Source organism: Sinorhizobium terangae (assembly GCF_009601505.1).
Lineage (GTDB): Bacteria > Pseudomonadota > Alphaproteobacteria > Rhizobiales > Rhizobiaceae > Sinorhizobium > Sinorhizobium terangae.
In genome coordinates this window covers 32,906-59,468 of the sequence record NZ_WITC01000043.1, presented here as the reverse complement: position 1 = coordinate 59,468, position 26,563 = coordinate 32,906, and the positions used below count along the sequence as shown (strand labels likewise).

General features: G+C 62.5%; 18 protein-coding genes and 1 tRNA gene. 8 read left to right on the top strand and 11 right to left on the bottom strand.

Annotated features, from left to right (window positions below; genetic code table 11):
- Positions 1-35 precede the first annotated feature (35 nt).
- Both GHK62_RS12210 and GHK62_RS12205 read left to right on the top strand, forming a co-directional pair.
- Positions 36-524 carry a MarR family winged helix-turn-helix transcriptional regulator gene (locus GHK62_RS12210; protein ID WP_153439413.1) on the top strand — a complete coding sequence of 163 codons (489 nt, stop codon included), beginning with the start codon at positions 36-38 and terminating at the stop codon, positions 522-524.
- A 176-nt stretch (positions 525-700) separates the two neighbouring features.
- Entirely contained in the window at positions 701-1,105 is a 405-nt protein-coding gene (locus GHK62_RS12205) for a GFA family protein (RefSeq protein WP_153439468.1), read from the top strand.
- Between the two features lie 69 nt (positions 1,106-1,174).
- Here the strand turns inward: GHK62_RS12205 and ilvD are convergent, their stop codons facing one another.
- Complete coding sequence (gene ilvD / locus GHK62_RS12200; protein ID WP_153439411.1) at positions 1,175-3,013, bottom strand: dihydroxy-acid dehydratase; 1,839 nt, start codon at positions 3,011-3,013, stop codon at positions 1,175-1,177.
- Between the two features lie 292 nt (positions 3,014-3,305).
- Here ilvD and GHK62_RS12195 point away from each other — a divergent pair, with 292 nt between their 5' ends.
- A complete protein-coding gene (locus GHK62_RS12195; protein ID WP_153439409.1) occupies positions 3,306-6,569 on the top strand; it encodes an adenylate/guanylate cyclase domain-containing protein in 3,264 nt (1,087 codons plus the stop codon).
- A 161-nt stretch (positions 6,570-6,730) separates the two neighbouring features.
- Positions 6,731-7,411, top strand: a complete 681-nt coding sequence (locus tag GHK62_RS12190) for a peroxiredoxin-like family protein (RefSeq protein ID WP_153439407.1) — start codon at positions 6,731-6,733, stop codon at positions 7,409-7,411.
- A 179-nt stretch (positions 7,412-7,590) separates the two neighbouring features.
- Here the strand turns inward: GHK62_RS12190 and GHK62_RS12185 are convergent, their stop codons facing one another.
- The 8 genes from GHK62_RS12185 to cpdR1 form a co-directional block, all read right to left on the bottom strand.
- Positions 7,591-8,856 carry an MGH1-like glycoside hydrolase domain-containing protein gene (locus GHK62_RS12185; protein ID WP_153439405.1) on the bottom strand — a complete coding sequence of 422 codons (1,266 nt, stop codon included), beginning with the start codon at positions 8,854-8,856 and terminating at the stop codon, positions 7,591-7,593.
- A gap of 16 nt (positions 8,857-8,872) precedes the next feature.
- Positions 8,873-9,934: an ABC transporter ATP-binding protein gene (locus GHK62_RS12180; RefSeq protein WP_153439402.1), complete on the bottom strand. Its 1,062-nt coding sequence runs from the start codon at positions 9,932-9,934 to the stop codon at positions 8,873-8,875.
- Between the two features lie 13 nt (positions 9,935-9,947).
- Positions 9,948-10,793: a carbohydrate ABC transporter permease gene (locus GHK62_RS12175; protein WP_153439400.1), complete on the bottom strand. Its 846-nt coding sequence runs from the start codon at positions 10,791-10,793 to the stop codon at positions 9,948-9,950.
- Positions 10,790-11,641 carry a carbohydrate ABC transporter permease gene (locus GHK62_RS12170; RefSeq protein ID WP_153439399.1) on the bottom strand — a complete coding sequence of 284 codons (852 nt, stop codon included), beginning with the start codon at positions 11,639-11,641 and terminating at the stop codon, positions 10,790-10,792. The genes GHK62_RS12175 and GHK62_RS12170 overlap by 4 nt, the downstream gene beginning before the upstream one ends.
- Positions 11,642-11,707: 66 nt before the next feature.
- Positions 11,708-12,982, bottom strand: coding sequence for an ABC transporter substrate-binding protein (locus tag GHK62_RS12165; protein WP_153439397.1), 1,275 nt, complete (start codon positions 12,980-12,982; stop codon positions 11,708-11,710).
- Positions 12,983-13,029: 47 nt separating this feature from the next.
- A complete protein-coding gene (locus GHK62_RS12160; RefSeq protein WP_153439395.1) occupies positions 13,030-14,034 on the bottom strand; it encodes a LacI family DNA-binding transcriptional regulator in 1,005 nt (334 codons plus the stop codon).
- Between the two features lie 1,153 nt (positions 14,035-15,187).
- Positions 15,188-15,262, bottom strand: a tRNA-Val gene (locus GHK62_RS12155).
- Positions 15,263-15,646: 384 nt separating this feature from the next.
- The gene (gene cpdR1 / locus GHK62_RS12150; RefSeq protein WP_003531148.1) at positions 15,647-16,009 is read right to left on the bottom strand and encodes a response regulator CpdR1; all 363 of its coding nucleotides are present in this window, start codon (positions 16,007-16,009) and stop codon (positions 15,647-15,649) included.
- Positions 16,010-16,201: 192 nt separating this feature from the next.
- Between cpdR1 and GHK62_RS12145 the strand changes: the two genes are divergently transcribed.
- Positions 16,202-17,083 (top strand): N-formylglutamate amidohydrolase, encoded by an 882-nt coding sequence (locus tag GHK62_RS12145; RefSeq protein WP_153439466.1) that lies wholly within the window; start codon positions 16,202-16,204, stop codon positions 17,081-17,083.
- Between the two features lie 311 nt (positions 17,084-17,394).
- A complete protein-coding gene (hisN, locus tag GHK62_RS12140; protein ID WP_153439393.1) occupies positions 17,395-18,189 on the top strand; it encodes a histidinol-phosphatase in 795 nt (264 codons plus the stop codon).
- Positions 18,190-18,252: 63 nt separating this feature from the next.
- Here the strand turns inward: hisN and GHK62_RS12135 are convergent, their stop codons facing one another.
- Positions 18,253-19,242 (bottom strand): alpha/beta fold hydrolase, encoded by a 990-nt coding sequence (locus GHK62_RS12135; protein ID WP_153439391.1) that lies wholly within the window; start codon positions 19,240-19,242, stop codon positions 18,253-18,255.
- Between the two features lie 455 nt (positions 19,243-19,697).
- Between GHK62_RS12135 and GHK62_RS12130 the strand changes: the two genes are divergently transcribed.
- Positions 19,698-20,159 carry an Hsp20 family protein gene (locus GHK62_RS12130; RefSeq protein ID WP_153439389.1) on the top strand — a complete coding sequence of 154 codons (462 nt, stop codon included), beginning with the start codon at positions 19,698-19,700 and terminating at the stop codon, positions 20,157-20,159.
- 74 nt (positions 20,160-20,233) lie between these two features.
- Here GHK62_RS12130 and GHK62_RS12125 read toward each other — a convergent pair whose 3' ends face one another.
- Positions 20,234-21,280: a threonine aldolase family protein gene (locus GHK62_RS12125; protein ID WP_153439388.1), complete on the bottom strand. Its 1,047-nt coding sequence runs from the start codon at positions 21,278-21,280 to the stop codon at positions 20,234-20,236.
- Positions 21,281-21,833: 553 nt separating this feature from the next.
- Between GHK62_RS12125 and gltB the strand changes: the two genes are divergently transcribed.
- Positions 21,834-26,558, top strand: a complete 4,725-nt coding sequence (gene gltB, locus GHK62_RS12120; RefSeq protein ID WP_153439386.1) for a glutamate synthase large subunit — start codon at positions 21,834-21,836, stop codon at positions 26,556-26,558.
- Positions 26,559-26,563: the final 5 nt, after the last annotated feature.

The following is a 26,563-nucleotide window of genomic DNA, read 5'->3' as shown; positions in this document are numbered from 1 at the left end:
TTGACTAATTACGTTGATATCAACATTACTCAACCATGTCAAAGTCGCTTCTGGTACCCTTCGCCACCACCGTCCTCGTCAGGGACAACTGTCTCTGCCTGCATGTCCAGCGCGCCGCCCGGGCACTCGCGCGGCGGTTCGACGAGGCGCTTCGGCCTCTCGATATCACAAACGGGCAATTCTCGCTGCTGATGTCGCTCAACCGGCCCGAACCTCCGAGCATGAGCATGGTTGCCTCGCTGCTTGCGATGGACCGTACGACGCTGACCGCCGCGCTGAAGCCGCTTGAGCGTCGCGGACTGGTGGATGGCCTTGTCGACCCTGAGGACCGCCGGTTGCGCCGCCTGAGGCTGACGGCGGAAGGCGAGCGGCTGCTCGCCCGGGCAGTGCCGATCTGGAAGGAAACCCATGCCGAGGTCGACGCGCGGTTGGGCCCGAATGTTCCGGAACGCCTGCGCGCCGATCTTTTGGCGCTAACCCAGGACGGAACGCGAGCCGCCGAGGTCCTATCCGTAGAGGCGTGAACGGTCGGGCCGGCATTTTGCAGCCATTCAAAGCGCTAATGCGTCCTTCGCGCGTCTGATAAGACACGCGGCGCTATAGGCGCCGAAGCGGACTGGGAGGCCTTTCCGTCCGCGTTTCCCGCTCTAACTTTGCGAAAATCGAAGACCTGATGGCACCAAAGGGAGGGGTGATGCCGATGAAGACGACCTATCGGGGCAGCTGCCATTGCGGACGAATTCGCTATGAGGTCGATGCCGATCTCCAGGCGGGGACCAGTCGCTGCAATTGTTCGTATTGCTCGAAGCAGCGTTATTGGGGTGCGACCGTGAAGCCGGAGGACTTCCGGCTGATGTGCGAGGAGGCGGGTATCGGCGACTATCAGTTCGGTACGATGAGCGGCCATCACCGGTTCTGCCCCACCTGTGGGCTGTCGCCCTACGGCCACGGATATGTCGAGGAGCTCGGCGGCGCCTTCGTCTCGATCAACGTCGCCTGCCTGGATGATGTCGATCCGGCCGTGCTCGCGGCCTTGCCGATCCAGTATATGGACGGGCTGCACAACAACTGGTGGAACCCGCCCGCCGAGACACGGTACATGTGATTCAAGCGGCTTGCAACGAAAAGGCCCCCGCCGCGACGGGAGCCTTCTTGCGTTTGCGAGTTGCGCCGATCACCGGTCGCCGAGATCCCGCACGGCGCCGCGGTCGGCAGAGGTTGCGAAAGCGGCGTAGGCCTTGAGCGCGGTCGTCACCTGGCGCTTGCGCTGCTCGGCCGGCTTCCAGCCCTTGGCGTCCTGCTCCTGTCTGCGGGTGGCGAGGTCGGCTTCGTCGACACGCAAGCTGATCGTGCGGTTCGGGATGTCGATGTCGATCATGTCGCCTTCGCGCACGAGGCCGATCGTGCCGCCATTCGCCGCTTCCGGCGAAACGTGGCCGATGGAGAGACCGGACGTGCCGCCGGAGAAACGGCCGTCGGTGATCAACGCGCAGGCCTTGCCGAGGCCCTTCGACTTCAGATAGCTGGTCGGATAGAGCATTTCCTGCATGCCCGGCCCGCCCTTCGGCCCTTCATAGCGGATGACGACGACGTCGCCCGCCTTGATCTCGTTGCCGAGGATCGCCTTGACGGCGGCGTCCTGGCTTTCGAAGACCCGCGCGGGGCCGGAAAACTTCAGGATACTCTCGTCGACGCCGGCGGTCTTCACGATGCAGCCGTCGAGCGCGATGTTGCCCTTGAGCACAGCGAGGCCGCCGTCCTTCGAGAAGGGGTGCTCGACCGAGCGGATGACGCCCTTCTCGCGGTCCGTGTCGAGCTCCTCCCAGCGAGCGTCCTGGCTGAAGGCGACCTGGGTCGGGATGCCGCCGGGGGCGGCACGGAAGAAATTGCGGACCGTTTCGCTCGAGGTACGGGTGATGTCCCAACGGTCGATGGCGTCGCCGATTGTGTCGCTATGCACGGTCGTGCAGTCGCGATTGATGAGGCCGCCCTTGTCGAGTTCGCCGAGGATCGACATGATGCCGCCGGCCCGGTGCACGTCTTCCATATGCACGTCGGCCTTCGCGGGGGCGACCTTCGAGAGGCACGGGACGTTGCGCGACAGCCGGTCGATATCGTCCATGGTGAAATCGACCTCGCCCTCATAGGCGGCGGCGAGGATGTGCAGCACGGTGTTGGTCGAGCCGCCCATGGCGATATCGAGCGCCATGGCATTCTCGAAGGCCTGCTTGGAAGCAATCGTGCGCGGGAGGACGCGTTCGTCTTCTTGTTCGTAGTAGCGGCGGGCGAGGTCGACCACCAGGTGACCCGCCTCGACGAAGAGGCGCTTGCGGTCAGCATGGGTCGCCAGCGTCGAGCCGTTGCCGGGAAGCGACAGGCCGAGCGCCTCGGTCAGACAGTTCATCGAGTTCGCGGTGAACATGCCCGAGCAGGAGCCGCAGGTCGGGCAGGCGGAACGTTCGATGACCTTGACGTCTTCGTCGGAAATATTGTCGTCGGCGGCAGCGACCATTGCATCGACGAGGTCGAGCGCGTGTTTCTTGCCGTGCAGAACGACCTTGCCGGCTTCCATCGGGCCACCGGAGACGAAGACGGCCGGGATGTTGAGGCGAAGGGCCGCCATCAACATGCCGGGGGTGATCTTGTCGCAGTTGGAAATGCAGACCATGGCGTCGGCGCAGTGCGCGTTGACCATATATTCGACGCTGTCGGCGATGATTTCGCGCGAGGGCAGCGAATAGAGCATGCCGTCATGGCCCATGGCGATGCCGTCGTCGACGGCGATCGTGTTGAATTCCTTGGCAACACCGCCGGCCGCCTCGATCTCGCGCGCGACGAGCTGGCCCAGATCCTTCAAATGCACGTGACCCGGCACGAACTGCGTGAACGAGTTCACCACCGCGATAATCGGCTTGCCGAAGTCGCTGTCCTTCATGCCCGTTGCGCGCCAGAGGCCGCGGGCGCCGGCCATGTTGCGGCCGTGTGTGGTGGTGCGGGAGCGATAGGCAGGCATGAACGTGTTCCTTCACGGACGAATGTCATTATGCGGATATGGCGATACGGGAGCGCCGGTGCAGGGTACTAGCGCAAAATTGCGCGCGCGTCATCTTTTGCGTCAGATTATTTCCGCCGACTGAGCAGTTGGCGGTGGGTCGCCGCGTCACCTTAGCGTGTCGCTGGCGCGCGTTGCCGCGGCCATCCTGCGTTTGCTTGCCAAGCCAAGACAACAAGTCCATTGTCATTGGGCATTCATACCCGACAGGCCCTTTCCCGGACGTGTCGGACTTCTTGAGGGTTCGTCCGAGATGAACTGTCACGAATGCGGTTACGAAATACAAAGCGGCTTTGCGTTTTGCCCGAAGTGCGGTGCGAAACAGCAGAACCTGTGTCCGGGGTGCGGCTATTCCTGTCCGCCGCACTTTGCCTTTTGCCCGCGATGCGGCACGCAGCTCGGTGCGTCGGCTCCCTCCGTGCCGGCGCAACGCCCCCGGACTCCCGGCCCGGCACCGCAGGCCGTCTCTCCGCCACGTTCGAGCGCGGACAGTGGTGCCGACCGCCGCACGGTTACGATCGTCTTTGCCGATCTCTGCAGCTTCACCACCCTGGGCGAGCAGGTCGATCCTGAGATCCTGCAGACGCTGCAGAACGAACTCTTCGAGGAGTTGACGGAGGCCGTGGAAGCCTTCGGCGGCTTCGTCGACAAGTTCATCGGCGACGCGTTGCTCGCCCTCTTCGGTGCGCCAGTGGCGCATGAGGACGACCCGGAACGAGCGCTTCGTGCGGCGATGGAAATGGTGCGCCGGGCGGCGCACGTGGGCGAACGCTGGCGCGTGCGGATCGGTCTGCCGCTGAACCTCCATATCGGTGTCAATACCGGCCCCGTTGTCACCGGCGCCTTCGGTGCAGGCGACAGCAAATCCTATTCCGTCACCGGAGACACGGTGAACACCGCGCAGCGGCTGCAGTCGATGGCGGGGCCTGATGAGATACTTGTGGGGCCGGTGACGCACCGCCTCACGCGGCATGCTTTTGCCTATGAGACGCTTGGGGCGGTCACCTTGCGCGGCAAGGCCGGCAGCGTGCAGGTTCACCGCATGAGCGGGGTACTCGACGTGCCGCGCGCGGCACGGGGGCTCGACGCGCTCGGCCTGAGCGCGCCGCTGATCGGGCGCGACAAGGAAATCGGGCGCTTGCGCGACTGTCTTGCGTTGGCCTCCAGCGGTACGGCGCAATTGGTGCGCCTGACCGGTGAAGCCGGGATCGGTAAGACACGTCTCGTCAACGACTTTCTTGCCGGCCTTGGCGAGGAGCCCGAGTTTGCACACGTCGCCGTGCGGCGGGCCGCGTGTTCCCCACTCGGCGAACCCTCCTACGGAACACTCGCCCGGGTCCTGCGCAGTGCCTACGGCATATCCCCGGCCGACACGCCGCAGGAGACAGAGGAGGGCCTGTCCCTGGGCCTTGCCGAAATAGGCTTTCCGCCGGACGAGATCGAACAGCTCATGCCGCTCTTCTTTCATATTCTCGGCATCGACGATCGCGATGGGATGCTGCAGCACGTTGCGCCCGAACAGGTTCGGCGGCAGCTGTTCTCCGCCATCCGGACGATCATGGAGCGCCGTCTCGACCAGGCGCCGCTTCTCCTCGTCATAGAGGACCTGCACTGGGCGGATTCGGCTTCGCTCGAGGCGCTGCGCTTCGTGCTGGACAGGCTCGATCGCCGGCCGTTGATGCTCTTGACGACGCAGCGGCCGGATGCCGGTCCCGACCGGCTGGCGCCCGGCCGCACCAGCATCACCGCCTTGCGCCTTGGTCCATTATCCGCTGCCGATGGCCAGCACCTCCTGTCGGCCTTCTTCGGAGAAGGCGGTCTGCCCAACAAATTGTGTGAACGGATCCTGCGGCGGGCTGGCGGCAACCCGCTGTTCGTCGAGGAGATCGTCCGCAGCCTGATCGATCTGGAGACGCTCACGCGCGACGGTTCCCATTGGCGCGTGGCCGGCGGTGAAGCGACGGTCGATATCCCCATCGGCATCGAGGCGATGCTGCTCGCAAGAATCGACCGGTTGCCGCAGGAGGTTCGCCGGCTGGTTCATTGCGCCGCGGTGATCGGCCCGAGCTTCGACGCGAACCTGCTCAGGAGCATCTCCGTGGCGCCGGCCGAGGTAGACCGGGGCCTGGAATTGCTTTGCGACACGGAAATCATAGAGGAGGCGGGGAGCGAGCGATCGTTGCAGTCCTACCGTTTCACGCAGTCGCTGCTACACGAGGCGGTCTATAACAACCTGCTCGTGAAGCGCCGCACGGAAATTCACGCGACCATCGCCGAGGCGCTCGAGCGTCGCTATGGCGAGAACCCGCAGCGGTTCGAGGAACTGGCGCTGCTCGGCCACCATTTCAGCCAGTCGGCAGACAGGATCAGGGGCGCGCGCTACCTCATGGCGGCCGGCGATCGAGCGCGCCAGCTTTGTGCCAACGAGGATGCCATCCGCTACTACCGGCAGGCCATGGCAGCCCTTGCGGCCTTGGGCGAACAAAGGCCGGAATGGTTCGTCGCCCGCGAGCGCATCGCGGATCTCCTGGTGCCGACCGGTGAGCGTGCCGCGGCGGAGGAGCATTATCACGCGCTGCTCGGCTGCGAGCGGGTCTCGACCGACCCGGTTGCCTCCGCCCGGATCCTCCGCAAGCTCGGCCATCTTCTCTGGGAGGCCGGCAATCGCGAACAGGCACAAGCGAATTTCAGCGATGCGGCGGCCCTTCTCGCAAGCGCGGATGCGCCCGTGGAGAGCGCCTCCCTTCTGCAGGAGCGCGGACATCTTGCTTTTCGCATGGGCGACTATCTTGCCGCGTCGGAATGGGCCGACGACGCGTTGAGCCGGGTCAGGGATTTGGCGCGAGACGCCAGTGACGAGGCGCGGCGCGAGGCGGCCTTGGTGACGGCCGAGGCGTTGAACACCAGGGGCGTGGCGCTGGCGCGGCGTGGCCAGACGCGCGAAGCGATCGCTGCGGTGGAGGAGAGCGTTGCCGTTGCCGAGGCGGCTACCCTGATGCAGGCGGCCTGCCGCGGATACACGAATCTCGGTGTGCTCTACACCATCGTCGATCCGAAGCTTGCGGTCGAGGTCTGCCGACGCGGGCTGGATATGGCGCGGCGCATCGGCGATCTCGGCTTTCAGGCGCGGCTGCTCGCCAACCTGGCCGTGGCCTACTGCACCTTCACCGACCGCTGCGCCGACGACGGCGTGCCAGCCGCCGAGAAGGCGATCGAAATCGACCGCGCCCTCGACCAGCGCGAGCACCTGCCGGTTTCGTTGCTTGTGCTCGGGCAGATTTACCAGTGCCACGACCGCCCGCACGAGGCGCGACGGTTCTATGGCGAGGCGATAGATCTCGCCGCCGAAACGAACGAGGCACAGGTGCTGTTTCCGTGCTATGATGGTCTTGCAGCGCTCTGCCTTGATGCGGGAGATCTGGAGGCGGCCGAGCGCTATTTTACCTTGGCTCGAGACATCTGCGCACGTCACGATCTTGATCCTGAAGCATTGATGATACTGCCATTTCTCGACTAGATCGTTTGATCGTTTCATGGAAACAGTGAAGGGATCCAACTCGTTGGAATAACGCAATTCCGGGCGGTAAACCGTACACATTGCCGGAGTTGCACTAAGACATCGGGCTTCGATTTCTGCGAAGATGTCTGGCGCTGGATGATTAGTGGGAGGAGTGCATCATGGTCGAATATCGCAGCACGGGGCCATTGCAGCCGGGCGATCGCGCGCCGAATGTCGTACTCGACGCGATCACGCAGGAAGGCAAGATCGCCATTGATGATTTTCGCGGTCACAAGCCGGTTTTGGTGGGCCTGTTTCGGGGCCTCCATTGCCCGTTTTGCCGCCGGCACATCGCCGCCATGGCGCAGCTCAAGGGTGCGTTGAACGAAAAAGGCGTCGAAAGCCTGACGGTTGTGAATACGCCAATCGAGCGGGCACGGCTCTACTTCCGCTACCATCCCCTGCCGAACCTTCTTGCAGCAGCCGATCCGGAGCGGATTTCGCACCGTGCCTTCGGTCTGCCCAACCTGGAATTCACCGAAAACGAGGATGATTGGCCGCGCAAGGTCGGTATGCAGAGCGCGATGTCGATGCGCATCGACATGCCCGAAGAATTGCCGGAGCCAATGGATCCGTTCGCCGCGTCGGAATATCTCGACAAGAAGGACGAATACGAGATAACGGACGAAGACAACCGGATGATCGCCACGGGCATGGGCCAGATGGTCGGACAGTTCCTGCTCGACCGGGACGGCGTGGTGCGCTGGTGCTTCACCGAGGTGACGCCTGACGGCCGCAATATGTTCCGGGCTCCGGCGCCGGAAGAAGTGATGTCGGCGGCATCGCAGGTGGCGCACTGACGGCTCATCGGAGCCGGTCAAAGAATCCACCTTTTTCTGAAACGGTGGATTCTTGACGGAAGGCGGTCTTAGCGCATCGGCCCGAAAATCGGACCCGATTTTCGGAAAGCACGATGCGTGGAATCAAAGAGTCACAGCGTCCTTTGTGCGTCCTAAAGGACGCACGGCGCTGTAGCCTTTCAAGGAAGGCGGGCTTTGGTCAGCCACATATAGGCGGCGGCCGTCCATGAGAAACCAAGGCCGCCGCAGCCCTCACCGGTCACCGGGTCGAAATATTCAGCGAAACCTTCTGTCTCGATCGCCGTAATCGTCGATTTCCTGAGCTCTTCCGCCGCATCCTGATGACCGTTGCGCTTCAGTCCGTCGATCAGCAGCCAGTTGATGATGGCCCAGGCCGGGCCGCGCCAGTAACGCTTCGGTTCCCATCCTGCGATGCCTGGCTTCGTGGTCGGGAATGCAACCTTGAGGCCCTTCGACCATGCTCTCATTTCGGTCACCAGCGCGCCTGCAATCACGGTGTCCAGATCGAGCGATAGGAGAGGGATGAAACCCGCCTGTGTGGCGGCTTCCACGTCGTCGCCGGAGATCAGGTCGCGGGAAACGAAGCGCGACAGCTTCGGCCGCCATTGGGCGAGGATTGCCCTCCGGGTGCGGTCGTTGAAGGCGGCAATCTCGGCCGCCTCTTCCGTCCTGCCGAACAAGCCGGCGAGATATGCAAGGTCCTCGCCGGCCTTCAGCAGGATCGCGGTCGTCTGGATTTCGGCGATCTTGAACGGCGCTTTCTCCCATTGCCTTGCCGGATCCCAGCCGCAGGCGGCATAGGCGTCGACGAGATGGATGAAACGCTTGTAGTCATCGTCGCGCGGCCGCATGTCAGCATTCACATGGCCGGTATCCTTGCGAACCACGGGCGTATCAGTGGTGGTCGGCACGCGGGCGAGCGCGATGTCCCAGGCCGGGGAGTTGTCGCTTCCGCTTTCCCAGGGATGAAGAAGCGCCACGAGGCCGGTGCCTTCGGGATCGCGGGCCTTGTACCACCAACGGTGCCATTTCAGCGCCGCCTCGTAGAGCGGCAGGGTGCGGGCTTCCGCTTGCCTGCCTGCAGCCTCGTGGAGCTTGCGCAGCGCAATGGCGAAGACCGGCGGCTGGGTGATGCCGGACGTCGGGATCTTGTGTTTCGTGCGCCAGACGTTCGGACCGGGGAAGTAGGTATCGCTCGGCTGGTGGAAGACGATGTGCGGAATCATGCCGTCGGCCCATTGGCCCTCCACCAGGCGCTCCAACTCGCGGTAGGCCCGGTCGGTGTCATAGAGCGCGAAACCCATGGCGACGAAAGCGGAATCCCAGTTCCACTGGAAGGGGTAAAGCCGGTCGGTCGGCACGGTGTAGCCGCCGCGATCGTTGGCGACGAGAATCCGCTTGGCCTGGTCGATATGCATGTTCATGCCGGGTACTCCAAAATTATCGGGCCGTTGCGGCCGGAAAGGATTTGCCGCTTTCGGGCGAAAGCCAGGTGATGCGGTTCGGATCGAGCTTGAGGCCGATGACGTCGCCGCTCCTGACGGTTTCCGAAGATGGCAGGATGACGCGCACCGGCTGGTCGTGGATCGAGCCGGTCAGCAGCAAATGCGACCCCATCGGCTCGGCGACGCGGACCTTCATCTCCAGCCCGAGCGCCAGGGGCGCCAGTTGCACTGCCTCGCCGCGCAGGCCGAGAATTACCTCATTGCCGGTTTCCTTGGGCACTGTGAGCGGTTCGCTGCCGGCGGCCACTTGGCCGTTCGTGACCGGCACCTTGATGAAGTTCATCGGCGGGTTGCCGATGAAGCCGCCGACGAAGCGCGTCGCCGGATAGTTGTAGACGTCGACCGGCGTGCCGACCTGTTCGACCACACCGTTGTGCATGACGGCGATGCGGTCGGAGAGGCCCATGGCCTCCGTCTGGTCGTGGGTGACATAGATCGTCGTGGTGCCCGCCGACTGCAGCACAGTTTTGAGCTCGGTGCGCATTTCGAGGCGCAGTAGCGCGTCGAGATTGGAAAGCGGCTCGTCCATCAGCAGAACCTTCGGCTCGACTGCCAGCGCGCGAGCGACAGCGACGCGCTGGCGCTGACCGCCCGAAAGCTTGTTTGGATAGCGGTCGAGATACTGCTCAATGTGGAGCAGGCCCGCCGCCTTCTCGACCTGTGCCTTCACCCGCGCATCATCGGCCTTCTGCATTCGTAGCCCGAAGGCGACGTTTTCGTAGACCGTCATATGTGGAAAGACGGCGTAGTTCTGGAAAACCATCGCAAGACCACGCTCCTTGGGCGGCAGAGCGATCACGGACTTGCCGCCGATCAGGACGTCGCCGGACGTCGAGGTTTCCAATCCGGCGATGATGCGCAGCAGCGTGGTCTTGCCGCAGCCGGAAGGACCGAGCAGCGAGACGAATTCGCCGTCGTTGATCGTCAGCGAGACCTCCTTCAGGGCCTCGAAGGTCCCGAAACTCTTGCGGATGCGGTCAATGACAATGTTGGCCATGGGTATGGTCCCGTTACTTGGAGGAAATGCCCCAGATCGCGAAGAGGTAACGCCTCACCGCGAAAATGAAGACAACCGACGGAAGGATGAGCATCAGGCCGCCGGCGAAGCGGTAATGCATCGGGCTTTCGGAAAGGACCGTTAGCAGATAGGCCGTCAGCGTGCGGTTGCGGACCGTCAGCACCGAGGCCGCGAACACCTCGTTCCACGAAATGACGAAAGCGAAGACTGCCGTTGCGACGATGCCGGGCAGTGCCAGCGGCGCAACGATCTTGAAGAAAGCCTGGACGCGGGTGCAGCCGAACACCCAGGCGGCCTCCTCAAGCTCCCTCGGCACGCCCATGAAGATGCCCTGCGTCACGAGTGCGGCAAACGGCAGGGCGAGCACCGTGTGGATCAGGCCGACGCCGATGATCGTGTCGTAGAGGCCGAGCTTGATGAACGAAACGGTGAGGGGCAGCGCCAGGATCGCTAGCGGGAAAGCGCGGGTGAGCAGCACCAGCAGGCGGTAACTGTCCTTGCCATGGAAATTGTAGCGGGCGAGCGCGTAGCCGGCCGGTGCGCCGAGCAGGATCGAAAGCGCGACGGTGATTCCCGCCGCTCCCAGCGAATTCAGGAAGGACTGCAGCACGCCCTCGGTCTTCAGGAACAGGATGAAGGGGTCTAGCGAGACGCCGGTCGGCAGACCAGTCTTCGGCCATTGATAAACGCCTTGCCGGCCGCCGAGCGCGCCGAGGGCCACGAGATAAATCGGCACTAGGACCCAGGCACAGAGCGCTGCGATACCGCTCCAGAGAAGCCAGCGGCGGGAGGACACGAAGCCTGCGGGGCCCGCTTTGCTCGTGGTTTGCGCACTCATGGCAGGCGCTCCGGATCAACCTTGATGGCTTTCAAATAGATGAGCGTGGCAGCAAGCGAGATGATCATGATCAGCACGGCATAGGCCGCGGCGACGCCGTAGTTCTGGTTCTGGTTCTGCCAAGTGTAGGCCTCGCCGACGAGGACCGGGAAATTGCGTCCGCCGAGCGCATAGACGACCGCGAAGACCTCGAAGGCGAGTACCGTGCGCAGGATGAGCGCCGATTGCAGCGCCGGCCGGATAAGCGGCAGGGTGATGCGCCAGAAGCGCGTCCAGGGCCCGGCGCCGAAGATTTCGGCAGCCTCCCTGAATTCCTTCGGCACCTGATTGAGGCCGGCCACGATGATGACCATGACAATCGCCGTGCCGCGCCAGATCTCGGCGACCGCGATGGCGAAGAAGAGGGCCACGGGCGTCTGGTAGGAGAGCCAGCTCGCCTGCCGCTCGAGGACGCCGAGGCCGAGCAGCAGCGAATTGAAATAGCCGCTGTTCTGCAGGATCGACAGCCAGACGAGACCGGCGGCGAGATCCGAGATACCGAGCGGGATCGTCCAGACCCAGAGAATGGTCTCCCGGCCGCGGCCGACCTTGGCGACCATCGTGCCCATGACAAGCGCTATGGCGAGCTGGACCGGCACGACCGCGATGGTCAGCAGGAAGGTATTCTTGACCGAGCGAGTGAAATTGATGTCGGCCATCATGCGCTGGGCATTTGCCGGCGACGGCACGCCATTGTCCGAGAACGCCAGCCAGATCGTCTGCAGCAGCGGTACGATAAAGAGCAGCGCCAGGAAGGCGACGGACGGCAGGATCAGCAGATAGGGGATCCAGGATCGGTTCTTGGTCATCGGTTCCCGCCTCGGAAGACTTCGATGAGGATGCCCGAACAATCCGCCCGGGCATCCTCGCGAGGATTATTCGACCGGGCAGGGGCCGTCGCTCTTGGCGTCCGGTGCCCAGCAGGGCGCCTTGGTGTCGGTCATCAGTTTGGCCATGGTCTCGCCCTGCGTCTTGAGCACGTCGGCGATCGGCTCGTTCTGCAGCACGATGCGCTGGAAGCTGTCCATGTAGACCTTGTTGAATTCGCCGCCCTTGTCGCCGAGGCCGACCGGCAGAAGCGAGATCAGCGCGTCCTTTGAAGCCTGCGTGGCCGTCACCGCGCCGGCGAGCAGCGCGACACCCGGATCCAGGTCTTCAGGCAGTTTTACGTTGAGCGTCGGGAAGAAACCGACCCGCGATGCGGTAAGGAGCTGGACGTCCGGCGTTGTCAGATGCTCGATGATCTTCGTGGCACCATCCTTGTCCGGTGCGCCCTTCGGGATCGCGAGACCGGCGACGACCGGCATGTAGCCGCGGCCCTTCGGGCCGGCCGGTGCGGGGAAGACCACGTAATCGTCCGGAGCTGCGGAGATGGCGTTCTTCAGGCGCGCGACATGATCCCAGGCGACCATGACCTCGCCAGCAGCCAGCGGCTCCTGCATGAAGTCGTAGTTGGTCGAATTCGGGTTCACATAGGCCCAAAGCGCCTTCAGCTTTTCCCAGCCAGCCGCCGCGTCGGCACTCTGGAAGGTGCGCACGACGCCGCCTGTGAAGGACGGGTAGAAATAGCCCTGGAAGTAGCGTGCCATCAGGCCTTTCGGACCGGCGGGGAAGCCAATCTGCGGCTGGCCGGTCGCTTCCTGCATCTTCTTGCCCCACTCTATGAGCTGGTCATAGGTGAGGGCATTCACGTCGGCACCGGAAGGCAGGTACTGCAGGGCTTCCTTCTTGGCGGCCATGACATAGGTCGCCTGCATCCACGGGATGTATTGCTGGGTCGATTTGCCGAGCTTGCCGAGATCGAGCAGCGATTGCGGCATGCCGCCGGCCGCGAGCGTCTTGGCCAGATCGTCGAGCGGCTCAAGGGAATCCCTGTCGGCGAGCGGCGAAAGCTCGCCGTGCAGCGCACCGACGAGGCTGACCGTGCGGGTGCCGGCCTGGCGCTCCGCCTCCATGCGCACCGCGAACTGCGGCGGCTCTTCGACGACGTAGTCGACGTCGCCGACATCCTGCAGCAGTTCCTCGCGAACGACGGTCGCTTCTTCGATCGGACGAAGCTGCGTGGATACAAAAACCGTCTGGGCGAGCACCGGTGAGGCAAAAGCCAGCACGGTGGAAGCCACAATTCCGAATGACATCAGGCGTTTCATCTTCTCCTCCTTCATTGTTCTCGGCCGTGATCGAATCGATTATGCCGTCACCCGCGCGGGCGTCGGTGGCTGTCGCGGTCGACGAATTCGATCGCGTGAAGCTCCTGGAGCTCAGCCGCCGGTTCGCCCGCGATGGCACGAAGCAGCAGTGAGGCGAAGCTCGCCCCAAGGTTCTCGCCGGTCATGCGCATGGTCGAAAGCGACGGGCTCGTATAGGCACCGATCGGCAGATCGTCGTGTCCAACGACGCTGATGTGATCGCCGCCGTCGATCTCGCGCAATGCCCTGAGCGCGCCGATCGCCATTTCGTCGGTGGCGCAGACGAGCGCGGTCGGCCTCGAAGGACGGCGGAGCAGCTCAAGGGCCGCGAGGTAGCCCCCCTGTTCGGTCGGCGCGCCCTCGGCGCAGAGGTCGGATTCGAGGCCTGCATCGTCCATGGCCGCCTGCCAGCCCATGCGGCGCACATGCGCGAAGTAATATTCCTGCGGGCCGGCGATATGGCCGATGCGGCGGTGGCCGGTGGCCTGGAAACGCCGGGTCGCGGCAAGGAACCCGGCAAAGCCGTCGCCATCGATATAGGGGTGCGGCTCAAGGCTTTCGGTGCGGCCATTGGTGACGAAGGGGATGCCGCGCGACTGCAGGAACTCGACGCGCTCGTCGCGCCGCTTGGTGCGCACCAGGAGCATGGCGTCGACACGCCGGCCATCGACAAAGCGGCGGCAGATTTCTACTTCGCTCTCGCCGCGCGGAACGGGTGCGATGACGAGGTTCAGGCCTGCGCTCGCCAGATGTTCGGCACAGCCGGAAAGCATGTCGAGAAAGTGCGGCGGGCCGATATGGCCGGGGTCACTCGGCAGTGTGACGGCGACCAATTCGGCACGTTGCTTGCGGAGCCTGCGGGCAGATGCATTCGGCCGGTATCCTGCCTTCTCCGCGGCCTCGCGCACCCGCTCGCGGGTGGCGGCAGAGACATCGGAATAGCCGTCCAGCGCACGGGAAACCGTCGTGATCGACAGTCCAAGCGATTGCGCGAGCTGTTTCAGATTGGCCAATGCTTTCACTCCCTATCGGAGAGAATTCTCCAAAACGTTTTGGGAGTCAAGCCGAAACGTTTTGGAATGGACCTGATCGCTTGGAACGGGCTGGTTGGTTCAACGCCCAAGGCCGGCGGAGGAGATGGACAATCGCCGCTACAGCGCCGTGCGTCCTTTGGGACGCGCAAGGGACACTGTAACTCTTTGATTCCACGCATCGTGCTTTCCGAAAATCGGGTCCGATTTTCGGGCCGATGCGCTAGCGCCGGTCGAAAGTGAAGCAAAACGGAGATCTGCTGGTCTGTGGCGTTTTTGCGAATCCGCGCATCGGTGGCCGAAAAAGAAAGCCTGGCGCCGATGCATCAGCGACAGGCTATATCGGTACGCGAACCCGGCGATGCGCTTGGGAGGGACCGCATCGCATAACTGTCGTATAATTCATATCTGCTCAAAAATAAAGCAAAATCCGAAATGCCCAATTGGTTGGCAAAGGGCGGCCGCCTGCCTTCTAAGTATGGCTCGCTTTCAATCTGCGAGCGGTCAGACGGGTCGGCGGTGCCTTGCGATGGATCCGGCGCAGGATTACCGTCTCGAGTGAGAATTATGGAGGAGAGATCTGGCCCGCTACTGCCTGCAGAAACTCAAAATACAGCGACCTTTGCGCGTCTGGTTCGACGAGCGGCGCTGTAAGGACGGAGGAAAGGCTCGCAAACAAAAAAGGCCGGGGCATACCCGACCTTCCTAGAGCCATTGCCAGTACATCCGTGGTCAATGGCGAGATGCGACCTGTATAACCAGCGATGATGACGAGAGCGTGACATGCATCGTCAGTCGTCTCAATTCTCTTCCCGTCCCTACCAGTGCAGGCGTCGCAACGTCCTCTGAGGAGAAGGCCGACAAGATCGTGCCGACAAGGGTGCGGCGCGGATAAAACCGTTCCACATCTGCCTGGCGGAAAGCGGCTCGGCTCATCGCCAATGCCTTTGTAGGAGGTTCAGTGAACCTACCGCATCGGCCCGAAGGTCGGACCCGATTTTCGGAAAGCACGATGCGTGGAATCAGAGAGTTACAGCGTCCTTTGTGCGTCCTAAAGGACGCACGGCGCTGTAAGGGGCACCAAGTAAAAAGGCCTCTCGATTTCTCGAAAGGCCTTCAACATCAGAAACTTGGATGGTGGGCGTGACAAGGATCGAACTTGTGACCCCTACGATGTCAACGTAGTGCTCTCCCGCTGAGCTACACGCCCATCCGATGCGGCGCATAGACCACAAAACCCTCGTCCGCGTCAATAGGCTTTTCGAAGGTTTTTTGACAGAAATTTCGGAGATGTTCACTGACCGCATTTCTCAGCGAAACACCTTCGCCGGATGCCTCGGCCGAGCGGAATCTTCCGATAAATTATTGAAATGACAAAGGCTGCGGCCGATCAGCACGGATCGGCCGCAGCCTCGAAGCAATGTGCACCCGCGCGGAGTTGGCGGGGCCAACAATTTCAACAGGGCCGTCCTCCAGCGCCGCGCGTCCAATCGGACGCGCAAAGGTCGCTGCAGCACTTTGAATTGCTGATTTGCTGCATGATTTTGTCCTTAAATCGATTCCGATTTAAGGATCATGCAGTAGCAAGGCGCCGTCAGGCGGCCAGCATCTTGTTGACCTCGTTGACGAGGTCGCGCAGGTGGAAGGGCTTGGAAAGGACCTTGGCATCCTTCGGCGCCTTCGAATCGGGGTTCAGCGCCACCGCGGCAAAGCCGGTGATGAACATCACCTTGAGGTCCGGGTCGAGTTCGGTCGCGCGGCGGGCGAGTTCGATGCCGTCCATCTCCGGCATGACGATGTCGGTCAAGAGAAGCGAAAAGGGTTCTTCGCGAAGCCGGTCATAGGCGCTGGCGCCATTGTCATAGGACAGGACCTTATAGCCAGCCTTTTCCAGCGCCTTCACGAGGAAGCGGCGCATATCGTTATCGTCTTCGGCAAGGAGGATTTTCGCAGTCATGTATTCGGCCGTGGCTACTTCTTTTCGATGCTTGTGGAGTGCGGCAGCTCAGCAGACCGCAACATGGTAAATATCTGGTGAACAGGGCATAACAATGCCCAGGTACCAGCGAGACGTCACTATGGACACAGAGGCGACCAACTGGCAACATGATCCGAACAGCAAGATCCGGACATGGTAAAAAGGGTTGCGATGGGGGAAGCAGTCGAGCGGGAGTTTTTCGAGGTCCTGGAACCCGCAAGTCAGCGGATCCCCTTTGTGTTCAATTCCCCGCATAGCGGCCAGTTCTATCCGCAGTCCTTTCTTGATCAATCGCGGCTCGATGCGCATTCGATCCGCCGTTCGGAAGATCACTTCGTCGATGAGCTGTTTCAGAACGCGACCTTTCTGGGCGCGCCGCTGCTTCGCGCCCATTTCCCGCGCGCCTTTCTCGATGTCAACCGTGAACCCTACGAACTCGATCCGCGCATGTTCGAAGGGCAGTTGCCGCCGCATGCCAACATAAGCTCCATGCGGGTCGCCGGCGGTCTTGGAACCGTGCCGCGCCTTGTCGCCGAGAATATGGAGATCTATCGTGGCCGGTTTCCGGTCGAGGAAGCGCTGGGACGCATCGAGACGATCTACAAGCCCTATCACGCGACGCTCAGGAAGCTGATCGCCCGCACCCATGTGCAGTTCGGGATGTCGGTCCTGATCGATTGCCATTCGATGCCGGGCAACGTCCATCTTCCCGGCAGCAGCCGTCGGCCGGACTTCATCGTCGGCGACCGGTATGGCACCAGTGCGGCGGCGGAGTTGTCACGCACCGCTGTCGGCCTGCTCGAACAGCTTGGTTACGTGGTCGCCCGCAACAAGCCCTATGCCGGCGGCTTCATCACCGAGCATTACGGCCGGCCGACACGCGGATTGCACGCGCTCCAGATCGAAATCAACCGGAGCCTCTATGTCGACGAGGTGACCCTCGTCAAAAAGCCCGGATTTGCCGCGCTGACGGCCGACCTCACGACGTTTATCGCCGCACTTGCGCAACATGTCGAGGAATATGGCGCCTATCTGCCGCTCGCGGCGGAATAGCGCGGCCCGGCGCTCTCAAAAAGAACCGCGCCAGCGGCGCGGTCAAGTCTAGGGAGGAAACACCCAAGGAGGGTATTTGCAGCCATGGGTGACTGCTTAAACACTCTATTGTTGCGCTGCACAAATGTCAAGTTTTGAGGGTGAAAACTTTCGCAGGCGCAGCGGGAATTTCCTGAAACCGACGGTGCGATGCGGAACGTTTCGAGCCTCCGCTCCCGGCTTCCATTTGCGCGAATTCCGGCATTCTTGCCTTTCGATCAAATTCGTCTAATCAGGGTTCCCCTTCCCCATACTTTCTTCGAGAGAGCGACATGTTGCCGGACCGCACCTTTTTCGACCGCCTCGCCGACGCTGCCAAAGCGGAGACAATGCCGCTTTTCCGGACCGGCGCCAGCGTCGTCAACAAACTGGAAGGCGGGTTCGACCCCGTCACGGAGGCGGACAGGTCGGCCGAGGCGGCAATCCGCGCGTTGATCGAAGATACGTTTCCACAGCACGGCATTTTGGGCGAGGAGCACGGCAATGTCGGTCTCGACCGCGAACATGTCTGGGTGATCGATCCGATCGACGGGACGCGCGCCTTCATTTCCGGGCTTCCCGTCTGGGGAACGCTGATCGGTCTCTACCGCAACGGCAAGGCCGTGATGGGGCTGATGGACCAGCCGTTTACCGGCGAACGCTATTTTGCCGACGGCGAGAAGGCGACCTATCGCGGTCCCGATGGCGAGAAGGTGCTTTCCACGCGTGCCTGCGACGCGCTCTCGGAAGCGGTGCTGTTCACCACCTCGCCGCATCTCTATACCGGCGATCTCAAGGAGCGCTTCGAGGCATTGCAGGCCAAGGTGCGGCTCTTCCGCTATGGTTGCGACTGCTACGCCTTCGCGCTTCTCGCATCCGGCCACGTCGACCTTGTGATCGAATGCGGATTGAAGCCCTACGACGTCGGCGGTCTCATTCCGCTGATCGAACAGGCTGGCGGCATTGTCACCAATTGGCAGGGCGGCGCGGCGGAAATGGGCGGCGAGATCATCGCCGCCGGCAGCCGCGAGATCCACGCGCAGGCGCTGAAAATACTGCAACTCAGCGCGTCCGACGGGACGCGCTGAGTTCGCTGTAGCACTTTAAATTGCTGCATGATTTTGTCCTCGAATCGATTCCGATCTAAGGAATCATGCAGTGGGAACTAAGCTTTCCTCGAATTGGTGGGGCGCCTGGCCGGCGTTCTCGAATCCGGGCAGGAACGCGAAAATTGCAGCCATCGCCTGGGCACGATAACGGTCGGCTTCCTGGAAAAGCTCGTGACGCGCGCCGTCGATCGGGATCATGTGCCCGGCGCGGAAATTGCGCGCCAGGAATTCCACGGCAAGATGCGGCACGAGGCGGTCGGCTGTCGGCGCCAGGATGATGGTCGGCACGCTGACCTGCGTCAGATGCGCGCGGCGCAGGACGCGCCGCATTGCCTGGAAGGTCTCGTGCAGCCATCGGGCGGTTGGTGGTCCCACCCGCAATTGCGGGTAGGCATCGGTCAGCGCCTGGTTGCGCGCAAAGCGGCGCGCGTCGGCCGTCAGGACGTTATTCGCGAAGGGAAGGTTGCCCTTGTCGCCATGGAGCGGCAGCCTTCCCAAGCCGAGCCAGTCCATTATCGTCGCGATCGCAAAAATGCCTTTTTGGTCGATGGCCTGGCCGCCGAGGCCGACAAAGGGCGCAAGCAGCACCATGCGGTCGATCCGGCTCGCGAGCATCGGCGCCAGCGACAGCGCCACCAGCGCGCCCATAGAGTGGGCGACGATGGAGAAGGGCAGGCGGGTGTCGGGCAGGACGATCTCCTCGAGGAAGATCATGAGATCGCGCTCGTAGTCGGTGAAATGAGCGACATGGCCGCGACCGGGGTGGCGCAGCAAGCGCTCGGAGCCGCCCTGGCCGCGCCAGTCGAAGGTGGCGACCCAGAAACCGGCGGCGATGAGATCAGCGATTGTCTCGAAATACTTCTCGATCGCCTCGTTGCGGCCCGGCAGCAGCACGATGGTGCCGCGGGCAACCGAGACTTCCGTCTTGAAAACCGCATAGCGAATCTTGCGGTTGCCGACCCCATCGAAGAAGCCTGCCGCATATTTGCCCGGTATCGGGTTGTCCGGTATCGAATAGAGGATCGTGGTCATGAAGAGCGACGGCCCGAGATCTAAAGCGCGTTGAAATCCTTGGCGTGGACAGGGGAACAATGAAAGCGTTCCGCCAAACACCCGCGTCTTCTGAGGGATAGGCGGTGGCCTCAAGCGCGTCAAAGAAAAAAAGGGCCGGAAACGGTGGGTGAAATCCGGACGATCACCGTTTCCGGCCGCTGAAGCAGAAGGGACATGTACTTCAGCGCCAGGAATTTTTCCCAGTGTCCTTGTTTTAATCCACGGCGGCTGAATGGGGACCGAACCAGTCATTCATGTTCTGTTCACCAAGCGCCAATCCCGAAGAATCGGCGCAGAAATTCCCTTGAACTGGCGCACGAGCGTTCCCATGTTTTCATCACGGACGCCGATCACGGGTCCGTTCACCGGTCGCGCCGCCGCCTGATGGGGTGGCAGACCAGACATCGCAAACCGTTGCTCTTAAGGAGGACACCATGCGTCACTTTGATTTCTCCCCCCTTTATCGTTCCACAGTCGGCTTTGATCGCCTGTTCACCATGCTTGACAGCCTTGGACAGCCCGATCAGTCGCAGACCTATCCGCCCTATAACATCGAGCGCACGGGCGAAAACGCCTATCGCATCACCATGGCCGTTGCCGGTTTCGACGAGAGCGAGCTTTCGGTCGAAGCGCGTGAACACACGCTGACGATCAAGGGCGAAAAGAGCGAAGACAAGGGCGAGGAAAGCCAGTTTCTCCATCGCGGCATTGCCAAGCGCGCATTCGAGCGCCGCTTCCAACTCGCCGACCATGTCGAGATCAAGTCCGCTTCGCTGAAGAACGGCCTGCTCCACGTCGATCTCGTGCGCGAGATCCCGGAGGCAGCCAAGCCGCGTCGCATCGAGATCACCTCGGTTGCCTCGCAGCCGAAGCAGATTGAGGCCCAGACCCTCTAATCTGATCTAAGGACTGGAATTCAAGAAGGCGGCGTCCGAATGGCGCCGCCTTCTTCGTATTCGTCTTTTGCCCATCAGCAGGCTTCGACGAAGCGGTCGACGTCTTCCGATCGTGTCGCGAAGCTGGTGACGAGCCGGTAGAGCCCTTCGTCAGCGGCCACACTGTCCGCCAGGTGATCCGGAACATGCCAGTCGTAGAAGACCGCACCATGTTGCTGCAGCTTCGACGCCACGTCCTGCTTGAGGATCACGAAAACCTCGTTGGCGTCCGGCGACCAGGCGAGCCGGCTTTTCGCCGAGGCGGAAATGCCGTCGGCAAGGCGCTCCGCCATCGCGTTCGCATGACGGGCGAGATTGAGCCACAGATCGCCTGAGAGATAGACGTCGAACTGCGCGGCGATGAAGCGGGATTTCGAAAAGAGTTGGGCGGCGCGCTTACGCAGGAAATGCATTTCGTGCGCCTTCGAAGGGTCGAACAGGACGAGCGCTTCGGCACACCAGCAGCCGTTCTTGGTGCCGCCGAACGACAATAGGTCGATACCGCGTTTCCAGGTCATTTCCGCCGGCGTCGTCCCGAGGCTGACCAGCGCGTTGGCGAAGCGCGCACCGTCCATGTGCAGCGGAAGCTTGTGCGATTTCGCGACGGCGGCAATCGCATCGATTTCTGCCGGCGAATAGACTGTGCCGCTTTCCGTCGCCTGGGTGATGGTCACTGCCATCGGCCGGCCGCCATGGATGAATTCCGGGGGAAAGCGACGGATCTCGGCCTCCAGCCCCGGCGCGTCCATCTTGCCGCCAATGCCGTCGACCGGGCAGAGCCTGGCCCCGTGAGAGAAGAATTCCGGTGCACCGCACTCATCGACGTTGACATGCGCGTCTCGATGGCAAAAGACCACGCCGCCAGCCCGGTTGACGCTGGACAGCGCCAGCGCGTTCGCGGCGGTGCCGGTGCCGACGAAAAATACCGCCACGTCCCTTTCGAAGATTTCCGAGAATTTTCTTTCCACCTTCCGGTCGAGTTCGCTTGTGCCATAGGCAGAAGCATAGCCGCCTGCATGAGCCACCAGGCTTTCGGCGATTGCCGGATGGGCGCCTGCCCAGTTGTCGGAGGAAAAGATCATCTGAAGTCACCCTGTTTTCGGCCACCCTTCGGCCGCTCCGGCGAGACCATAGCCGACTTCCACGGACGATCAATGCGGCTGTCTGACAGGCATGCCAACACAAGACCAGTTTGAAACCAAAGTGAAGAAACCGCCGAGCGATTGTAATTTAATTTTAAAAGCGCGAAATTTCCGGCAATCTTCGGCAAACTCTCTTCCATTATTTGCTGATATGCCCCTTGCGAATGGGGGCGCTTTCTGGCATAGAGCGCATGAAATAGGACAGGTTTGCTGTCCTATTTCGGTCTGGGGACCGGAACAATCGCCGGAAGGCCCGCAAAATGCGGCTTTTGGCGTGTAGCGCAAGGGGTTTGCGCCGGGTTTCATCCGGTGTTGACGCCTGCCATCAGGATGGTCGCGGGACATTCGTGCCTGGTGCAGCCGCGCTTTATTTGCGACCTGATCAGGATCATGCGACGATAATGCCCGGCTTTGCCGCAGCGCGAAAAGCGCGGCGAGGAGTGCGCGGGCGGCGGTATGCCCGGAATTTCCGGGTCCAATAGGAGGGAAGACGATGACGGATCATTCGCCATCAAAGCAATCAGGGCTCCACCTCGCACGCAATGGTGCGACGGTTGCGAAAACGCCCGCTTTCCCGTCCGGATTACCGCGAAAACAGGGGCTCTACGACCCGCGAAACGAGCACGACGCCTGCGGCGTCGGCTTCGTCGCTCACATGAAGGGTGAGAAGTCGCATCAGATCGTGCGCGACGGCCTTTTCATGCTCGAAAACCTGACGCATCGCGGCGCCGTTGGTGCCGATCCGCTGATGGGCGATGGCGCGGGTATCCTCGTTCAGATTCCCGATCGCTTTTTCCGCGAGGAAATGGCGAAGCAGGGCGTCACCCTGCCGAAGGCGGGCGAATATGCCGTCGGCTATCTCTTCATGCCGCGCGACGAAAAGCTGATCGCCCATTTCAAGGACGTGATCAGCGAGGTCGTTGCCGAGGAAGGCCAGCACCTGCTCGGCTTCCGCGACGTGCCGGTCGACAATTCGTCGCTTTCCAAGGCGCCGGACATCGCGGCTACCGAACCGCACCACGTGCAGGTCTTCATCGGTGCCGGCCGCGAGGCCGCGACAAACGCCGAATTCGAGCGCCGGCTGTTCACGCTCCGCAAGGTGATTTCCAACCGCATCTATGCGGAGGCAGACGGCGGCGACCTCGGCTTCTATGTCGTATCGCTGTCGACTTCGACCGTGGTCTACAAGGGCATGTTCCTCGCCTACCAGGTCGGCGCCTATTACAAGGATCTTTCCGACGAGCGCTTCCAGTCGGCGGTGGCGCTGGTGCACCAGCGCTTCTCGACCAACACCTTCCCGTCGTGGAAGCTCGCGCATCCCTACCGCATGGTCGCGCACAACGGCGAGATCAACACGCTGCGCGGAAACGTCAACTGGATGGCGGCGCGACAGGCTTCGGTCTCTTCACCGCTTTTCGGCGACGACATCTCCAAGCTCTGGCCGATTTCCTATGAGGGCCAGTCGGACACTGCCTGTTTCGACAACGCGCTCGAGTTCCTGATCAGGGGCGGCTATTCGCTCGCGCATGCGGTGATGATGCTGATCCCCGAAGCTTGGGCCGGCAACCAGCTGATGTCGGCGGAGCGCAAGGCGTTCTACGAGTACCATGCGGCATTGATGGAGCCGTGGGACGGGCCGGCCGCGGTCGCCTTCACCGATGGCCGCCAGATCGGCGCGACGCTCGACCGCAACGGCCTGCGTCCGGCGCGTTACATCGTCACCAGCGACGACCGCGTCATCATGGCGTCGGAGGCCGGCGTGCTGCCGGTCGCCGAGGACAAGATCGTCAAGAAGTGGCGGTTGCAGCCGGGCAAGATGCTGCTGATCGACATGGAAGAGGGCCGCATCATCTCCGACGATGAGGTGAAGTCGTCGCTCGCCAACAAGCATCCCTACCGCAAGTGGCTCGACGACACGCAGTTGATCCTGGAGGAACTGAAGCCGGTCGAGCCGCGGGCGCTTCGCCGCGACGTCTCGCTGATCGACCGTCAGCAGGCCTTCGGTTATTCGCTGGAAGACACCAAGATCCTGATGTCGCCGATGGCGACGACCGGGCAGGAAGCGATCGGCTCGATGGGCACCGACACGCCGATCTCGGCCATGTCGAGCAAGCCCAAGCTGCTTTACACCTATTTCAAGCAGAACTTCGCGCAGGTCACCAACCCGCCGATCGACCCGATCCGCGAGGAGCTGGTGATGAGCCTCGTCTCGTTCATCGGTCCGCGCCCGAACATCCTCGACCACGAGGGCATGGCGCATGCCAAGCGGCTCGAGGTTCGCCAGCCGATCCTCACCAATGGCGATCTCGAAAAGATCCGTTCGATCGGTCACACGGAGGACCGGTTCGACACCAAGACGCTCGACTTCACCTATGACATTTCGCGCGGTGCAGAAGGGATGCCGGAAATGCTCGATCGCCTCTGCGAGCGGGCGGAAGCGGCGGTCAAGGGCGGCTACAACATCATCGTGCTCTCCGACCGTCAGGTCGGCCCGGATCGCGTCGCGATCCCGGCGCTGCTGGCGACCGCGGCCGTGCACCATCACCTGATCCGCAAGGGCCTGCGCACCTCGGTCGGCATCGTGCTTGAATCGGGCGAGCCGCGCGAGATACATCACTTCTGCCTGCTCGCCGGCTACGGCGCCGAGGCAATCAACCCGTATCTCGCTTTCGACACGCTGGTCGACATGCACAAGCGCGGCGAGTTCCCGAAGGAAGTCGACGCCAACGAGGTTGTCTACCGCTACATCAAGGCGGTTGGCAAAGGCATCCTCAAGGTCATGTCGAAGATGGGGATTTCGACCTACCAGTCCTATTGCGGCGCGCAGATCTTCGACGCCGTCGGCCTGTCGTCGAAGCTCGTCGACCAGTATTTCTTCGGCACGGCGACGACGATCGAAGGTATCGGTCTCGAAGAGATTGCCGCCGAAACGGTCGCCCGCCACAAGGCGGCCTTCGGCGCCGATCCGGTGCTCGCCAACACGCTCGATATCGGCGGCGAATACGCCTACCGCATGCGTGGCGAGAGCCATGCCTGGACGCCGGACGCCATCGCCTCGCTGCAGCACGCGGTGCGCGGCAATGCTCAGGACCGCTATCGCGAATTTGCCGACATGGTGAATGCGTCGTCGCTGCGCATGAATACGATCCGCGGCCTCTTCACGATCAAGAGCGCCGAGGCCGTCGGCCGCAAGCCGATTCCGGTGGACGAGGTCGAGCCGGCGGCGGATATCGTCAAGCGTTTCTCGACCGGGGCGATGTCCTTCGGCTCGATCAGCCGCGAGGCGCACACGACGCTCGCGATCGCGATGAACCGCATCGGCGGCAAGTCGAACACCGGCGAGGGCGGCGAGGAGAGTGACCGCTACATGCCGCTGCCGGATGGTTCGATGAACCCGCAGCGCTCCGCGATCAAGCAGATCGCGTCCGGCCGCTTCGGCGTCACCACCGAATATCTGGTCAACGCCGACGTGCTGCAGATCAAGGTGGCCCAGGGTGCAAAGCCGGGCGAGGGCGGCCAGCTTCCCGGCCACAAGGTCGACGCGACGGTCGCCAAGACGAGGCATTCGACCCCGGGCGTCGGCCTCATCTCGCCGCCGCCACACCATGACATCTATTCGATCGAGGATCTGGCGCAGCTGATCTACGATCTGAAGAACGTCAACCCGGAGGCGGATGTTTCCGTCAAGCTGGTGTCGGAAGTGGGCGTCGGCACGGTTGCGGCCGGTGTCGCCAAGGCACGCGCCGATCACATCACCATTGCCGGCTTCGACGGAGGTACCGGCGCCTCGCCGCTGACCTCGCTGAAGCATGCAGGCAGCCCGTGGGAAATCGGCCTTGCCGAAACCCAGCAGACGCTCGTGCTCAACGGTCTGCGCTCGCGCGTCGCGCTGCAGGTCGATGGCGGGCTCAAGACCGGCCGCGACGTCATCATCGGCGCGCTGCTCGGTGCGGACGAGTTCGGTTTCGCGACCGCACCGCTGATCGCCGCCGGCTGCATCATGATGCGCAAGTGCCACCTGAACACCTGTCCCGTCGGTGTCGCCACCCAGGATCCGGTGCTCCGCAAGCGCTTCAAGGGCACGCCGGAACACGTCATCAACTACTTCTTCTTCGTGGCCGAGGAAGTGCGCGAGATCCTTGCTTCGCTTGGCGTGAGAAAGCTCGATGAGATCATCGGCGCCTCCGAACTGCTTGAGCGCGACCGGATGATCGAGCACTGGAAGGCCAAGGGCCTCGACTTCTCGAAGATCTTCCACAAGGTGGAGGCTCCCAAGGAAGCGACCTATTGGACCGAGCGCCAGAAGCATCCGATCGACGACATTCTCGATCGCAGGCTGATCGAAAAGGCGAAGACCGCGCTGGAAACCAAGGAGCCCGTCGCCTTCGAGGCGGAAATCAAGAACGTCGACCGTTCGGCTGGCGCGATGCTTTCCGGTGCGCTCGCCAAGCGCTGGGGCCACAAGGGGTTGAAGGACGATACCATCAACGTGACGCTCAAGGGCACGGCGGGCCAATCCTTCGGCGCGTTCCTCGCGCGCGGCATCACCTTCGACCTCGTGGGCGACGGCAACGACTATGTCGGCAAGGGGCTCTCGGGCGGGCGCATCATCGTCCGGCCGCCGGAAGCCTCCCGGATCGAGCCACATCGGTCGATCATCGTCGGCAACACCGTGCTTTACGGAGCAATCTCGGGCGAATGTTACTTCAATGGCGTCGCCGGCGAGCGCTTCGCAGTGCGTAACTCCGGTGCGATCGCGGTCGTCGAGGGTGTCGGCGATCACGGCTGCGAATACATGACCGGCGGCGTGGTCGTCGTCATCGGCGGAACGGGCCGCAACTTCGCGGCCGGCATGTCCGGCGGCGTCGCCTATGTTCTCGACGAGGAGGGCGATTTCGCCCGCCGCTGCAACATGGCGATGGTCGAGCTGCAGCCGGTGCCGGAGGAAGACGACATGCTGGAGAAGCTGCACCACCACGGCGGCGACCTCATGCACAAGGGCATGGTCGACGTTTCCGGCGACATGACGCGTCATGACGAGGAGCGGCTCTACCAGTTGATCTCCAACCATCTGCACTACACGGGCTCGCCCCGTGCCAAGGAGATCCTGGATCAGTGGACGGATTACCGGCCGAAGTTCCGCAAGGTCATGCCGGTCGAATACCGCCGTGCGCTCGAGGACATGGAACGCATGAAAATGGCAGAGGCGGCCGAATAGGAGGC

Excerpts from the sequence above, each read along its gene's own strand:
- GHK62_RS12210 (WP_153439413.1), top strand. The coding sequence starts at position 36 with ATGTCAAAGTCGCTTCTGGTACCCTTCGCCACCACCGTCCTCGTCAGG.
- GHK62_RS12205 (WP_153439468.1), top strand. The coding sequence starts at position 701 with ATGAAGACGACCTATCGGGGCAGCTGCCATTGCGGACGAATTCGCTAT.
- ilvD (WP_153439411.1), bottom strand. The coding sequence starts at position 3,013 with ATGCCTGCCTATCGCTCCCGCACCACCACACACGGCCGCAACATGGCC.
- GHK62_RS12195 (WP_153439409.1), top strand. The coding sequence starts at position 3,306 with ATGAACTGTCACGAATGCGGTTACGAAATACAAAGCGGCTTTGCGTTT.
- GHK62_RS12190 (WP_153439407.1), top strand. The coding sequence starts at position 6,731 with ATGGTCGAATATCGCAGCACGGGGCCATTGCAGCCGGGCGATCGCGCG.
- GHK62_RS12185 (WP_153439405.1), bottom strand. The coding sequence starts at position 8,856 with ATGAACATGCATATCGACCAGGCCAAGCGGATTCTCGTCGCCAACGAT.
- GHK62_RS12180 (WP_153439402.1), bottom strand. The coding sequence starts at position 9,934 with ATGGCCAACATTGTCATTGACCGCATCCGCAAGAGTTTCGGGACCTTC.
- GHK62_RS12175 (WP_153439400.1), bottom strand. The coding sequence starts at position 10,793 with ATGAGTGCGCAAACCACGAGCAAAGCGGGCCCCGCAGGCTTCGTGTCC.
- GHK62_RS12170 (WP_153439399.1), bottom strand. The coding sequence starts at position 11,641 with ATGACCAAGAACCGATCCTGGATCCCCTATCTGCTGATCCTGCCGTCC.
- GHK62_RS12165 (WP_153439397.1), bottom strand. The coding sequence starts at position 12,982 with ATGAAACGCCTGATGTCATTCGGAATTGTGGCTTCCACCGTGCTGGCT.
- cpdR1 (WP_003531148.1), bottom strand. The coding sequence starts at position 16,009 with ATGACTGCGAAAATCCTCCTTGCCGAAGACGATAACGATATGCGCCGC.
- GHK62_RS12145 (WP_153439466.1), top strand. The coding sequence starts at position 16,202 with ATGGGGGAAGCAGTCGAGCGGGAGTTTTTCGAGGTCCTGGAACCCGCA.
- hisN (WP_153439393.1), top strand. The coding sequence starts at position 17,395 with ATGTTGCCGGACCGCACCTTTTTCGACCGCCTCGCCGACGCTGCCAAA.
- GHK62_RS12135 (WP_153439391.1), bottom strand. The coding sequence starts at position 19,242 with ATGACCACGATCCTCTATTCGATACCGGACAACCCGATACCGGGCAAA.
- GHK62_RS12130 (WP_153439389.1), top strand. The coding sequence starts at position 19,698 with ATGCGTCACTTTGATTTCTCCCCCCTTTATCGTTCCACAGTCGGCTTT.
- GHK62_RS12125 (WP_153439388.1), bottom strand. The coding sequence starts at position 21,280 with ATGATCTTTTCCTCCGACAACTGGGCAGGCGCCCATCCGGCAATCGCC.
- gltB (WP_153439386.1), top strand. The coding sequence starts at position 21,834 with ATGACGGATCATTCGCCATCAAAGCAATCAGGGCTCCACCTCGCACGC.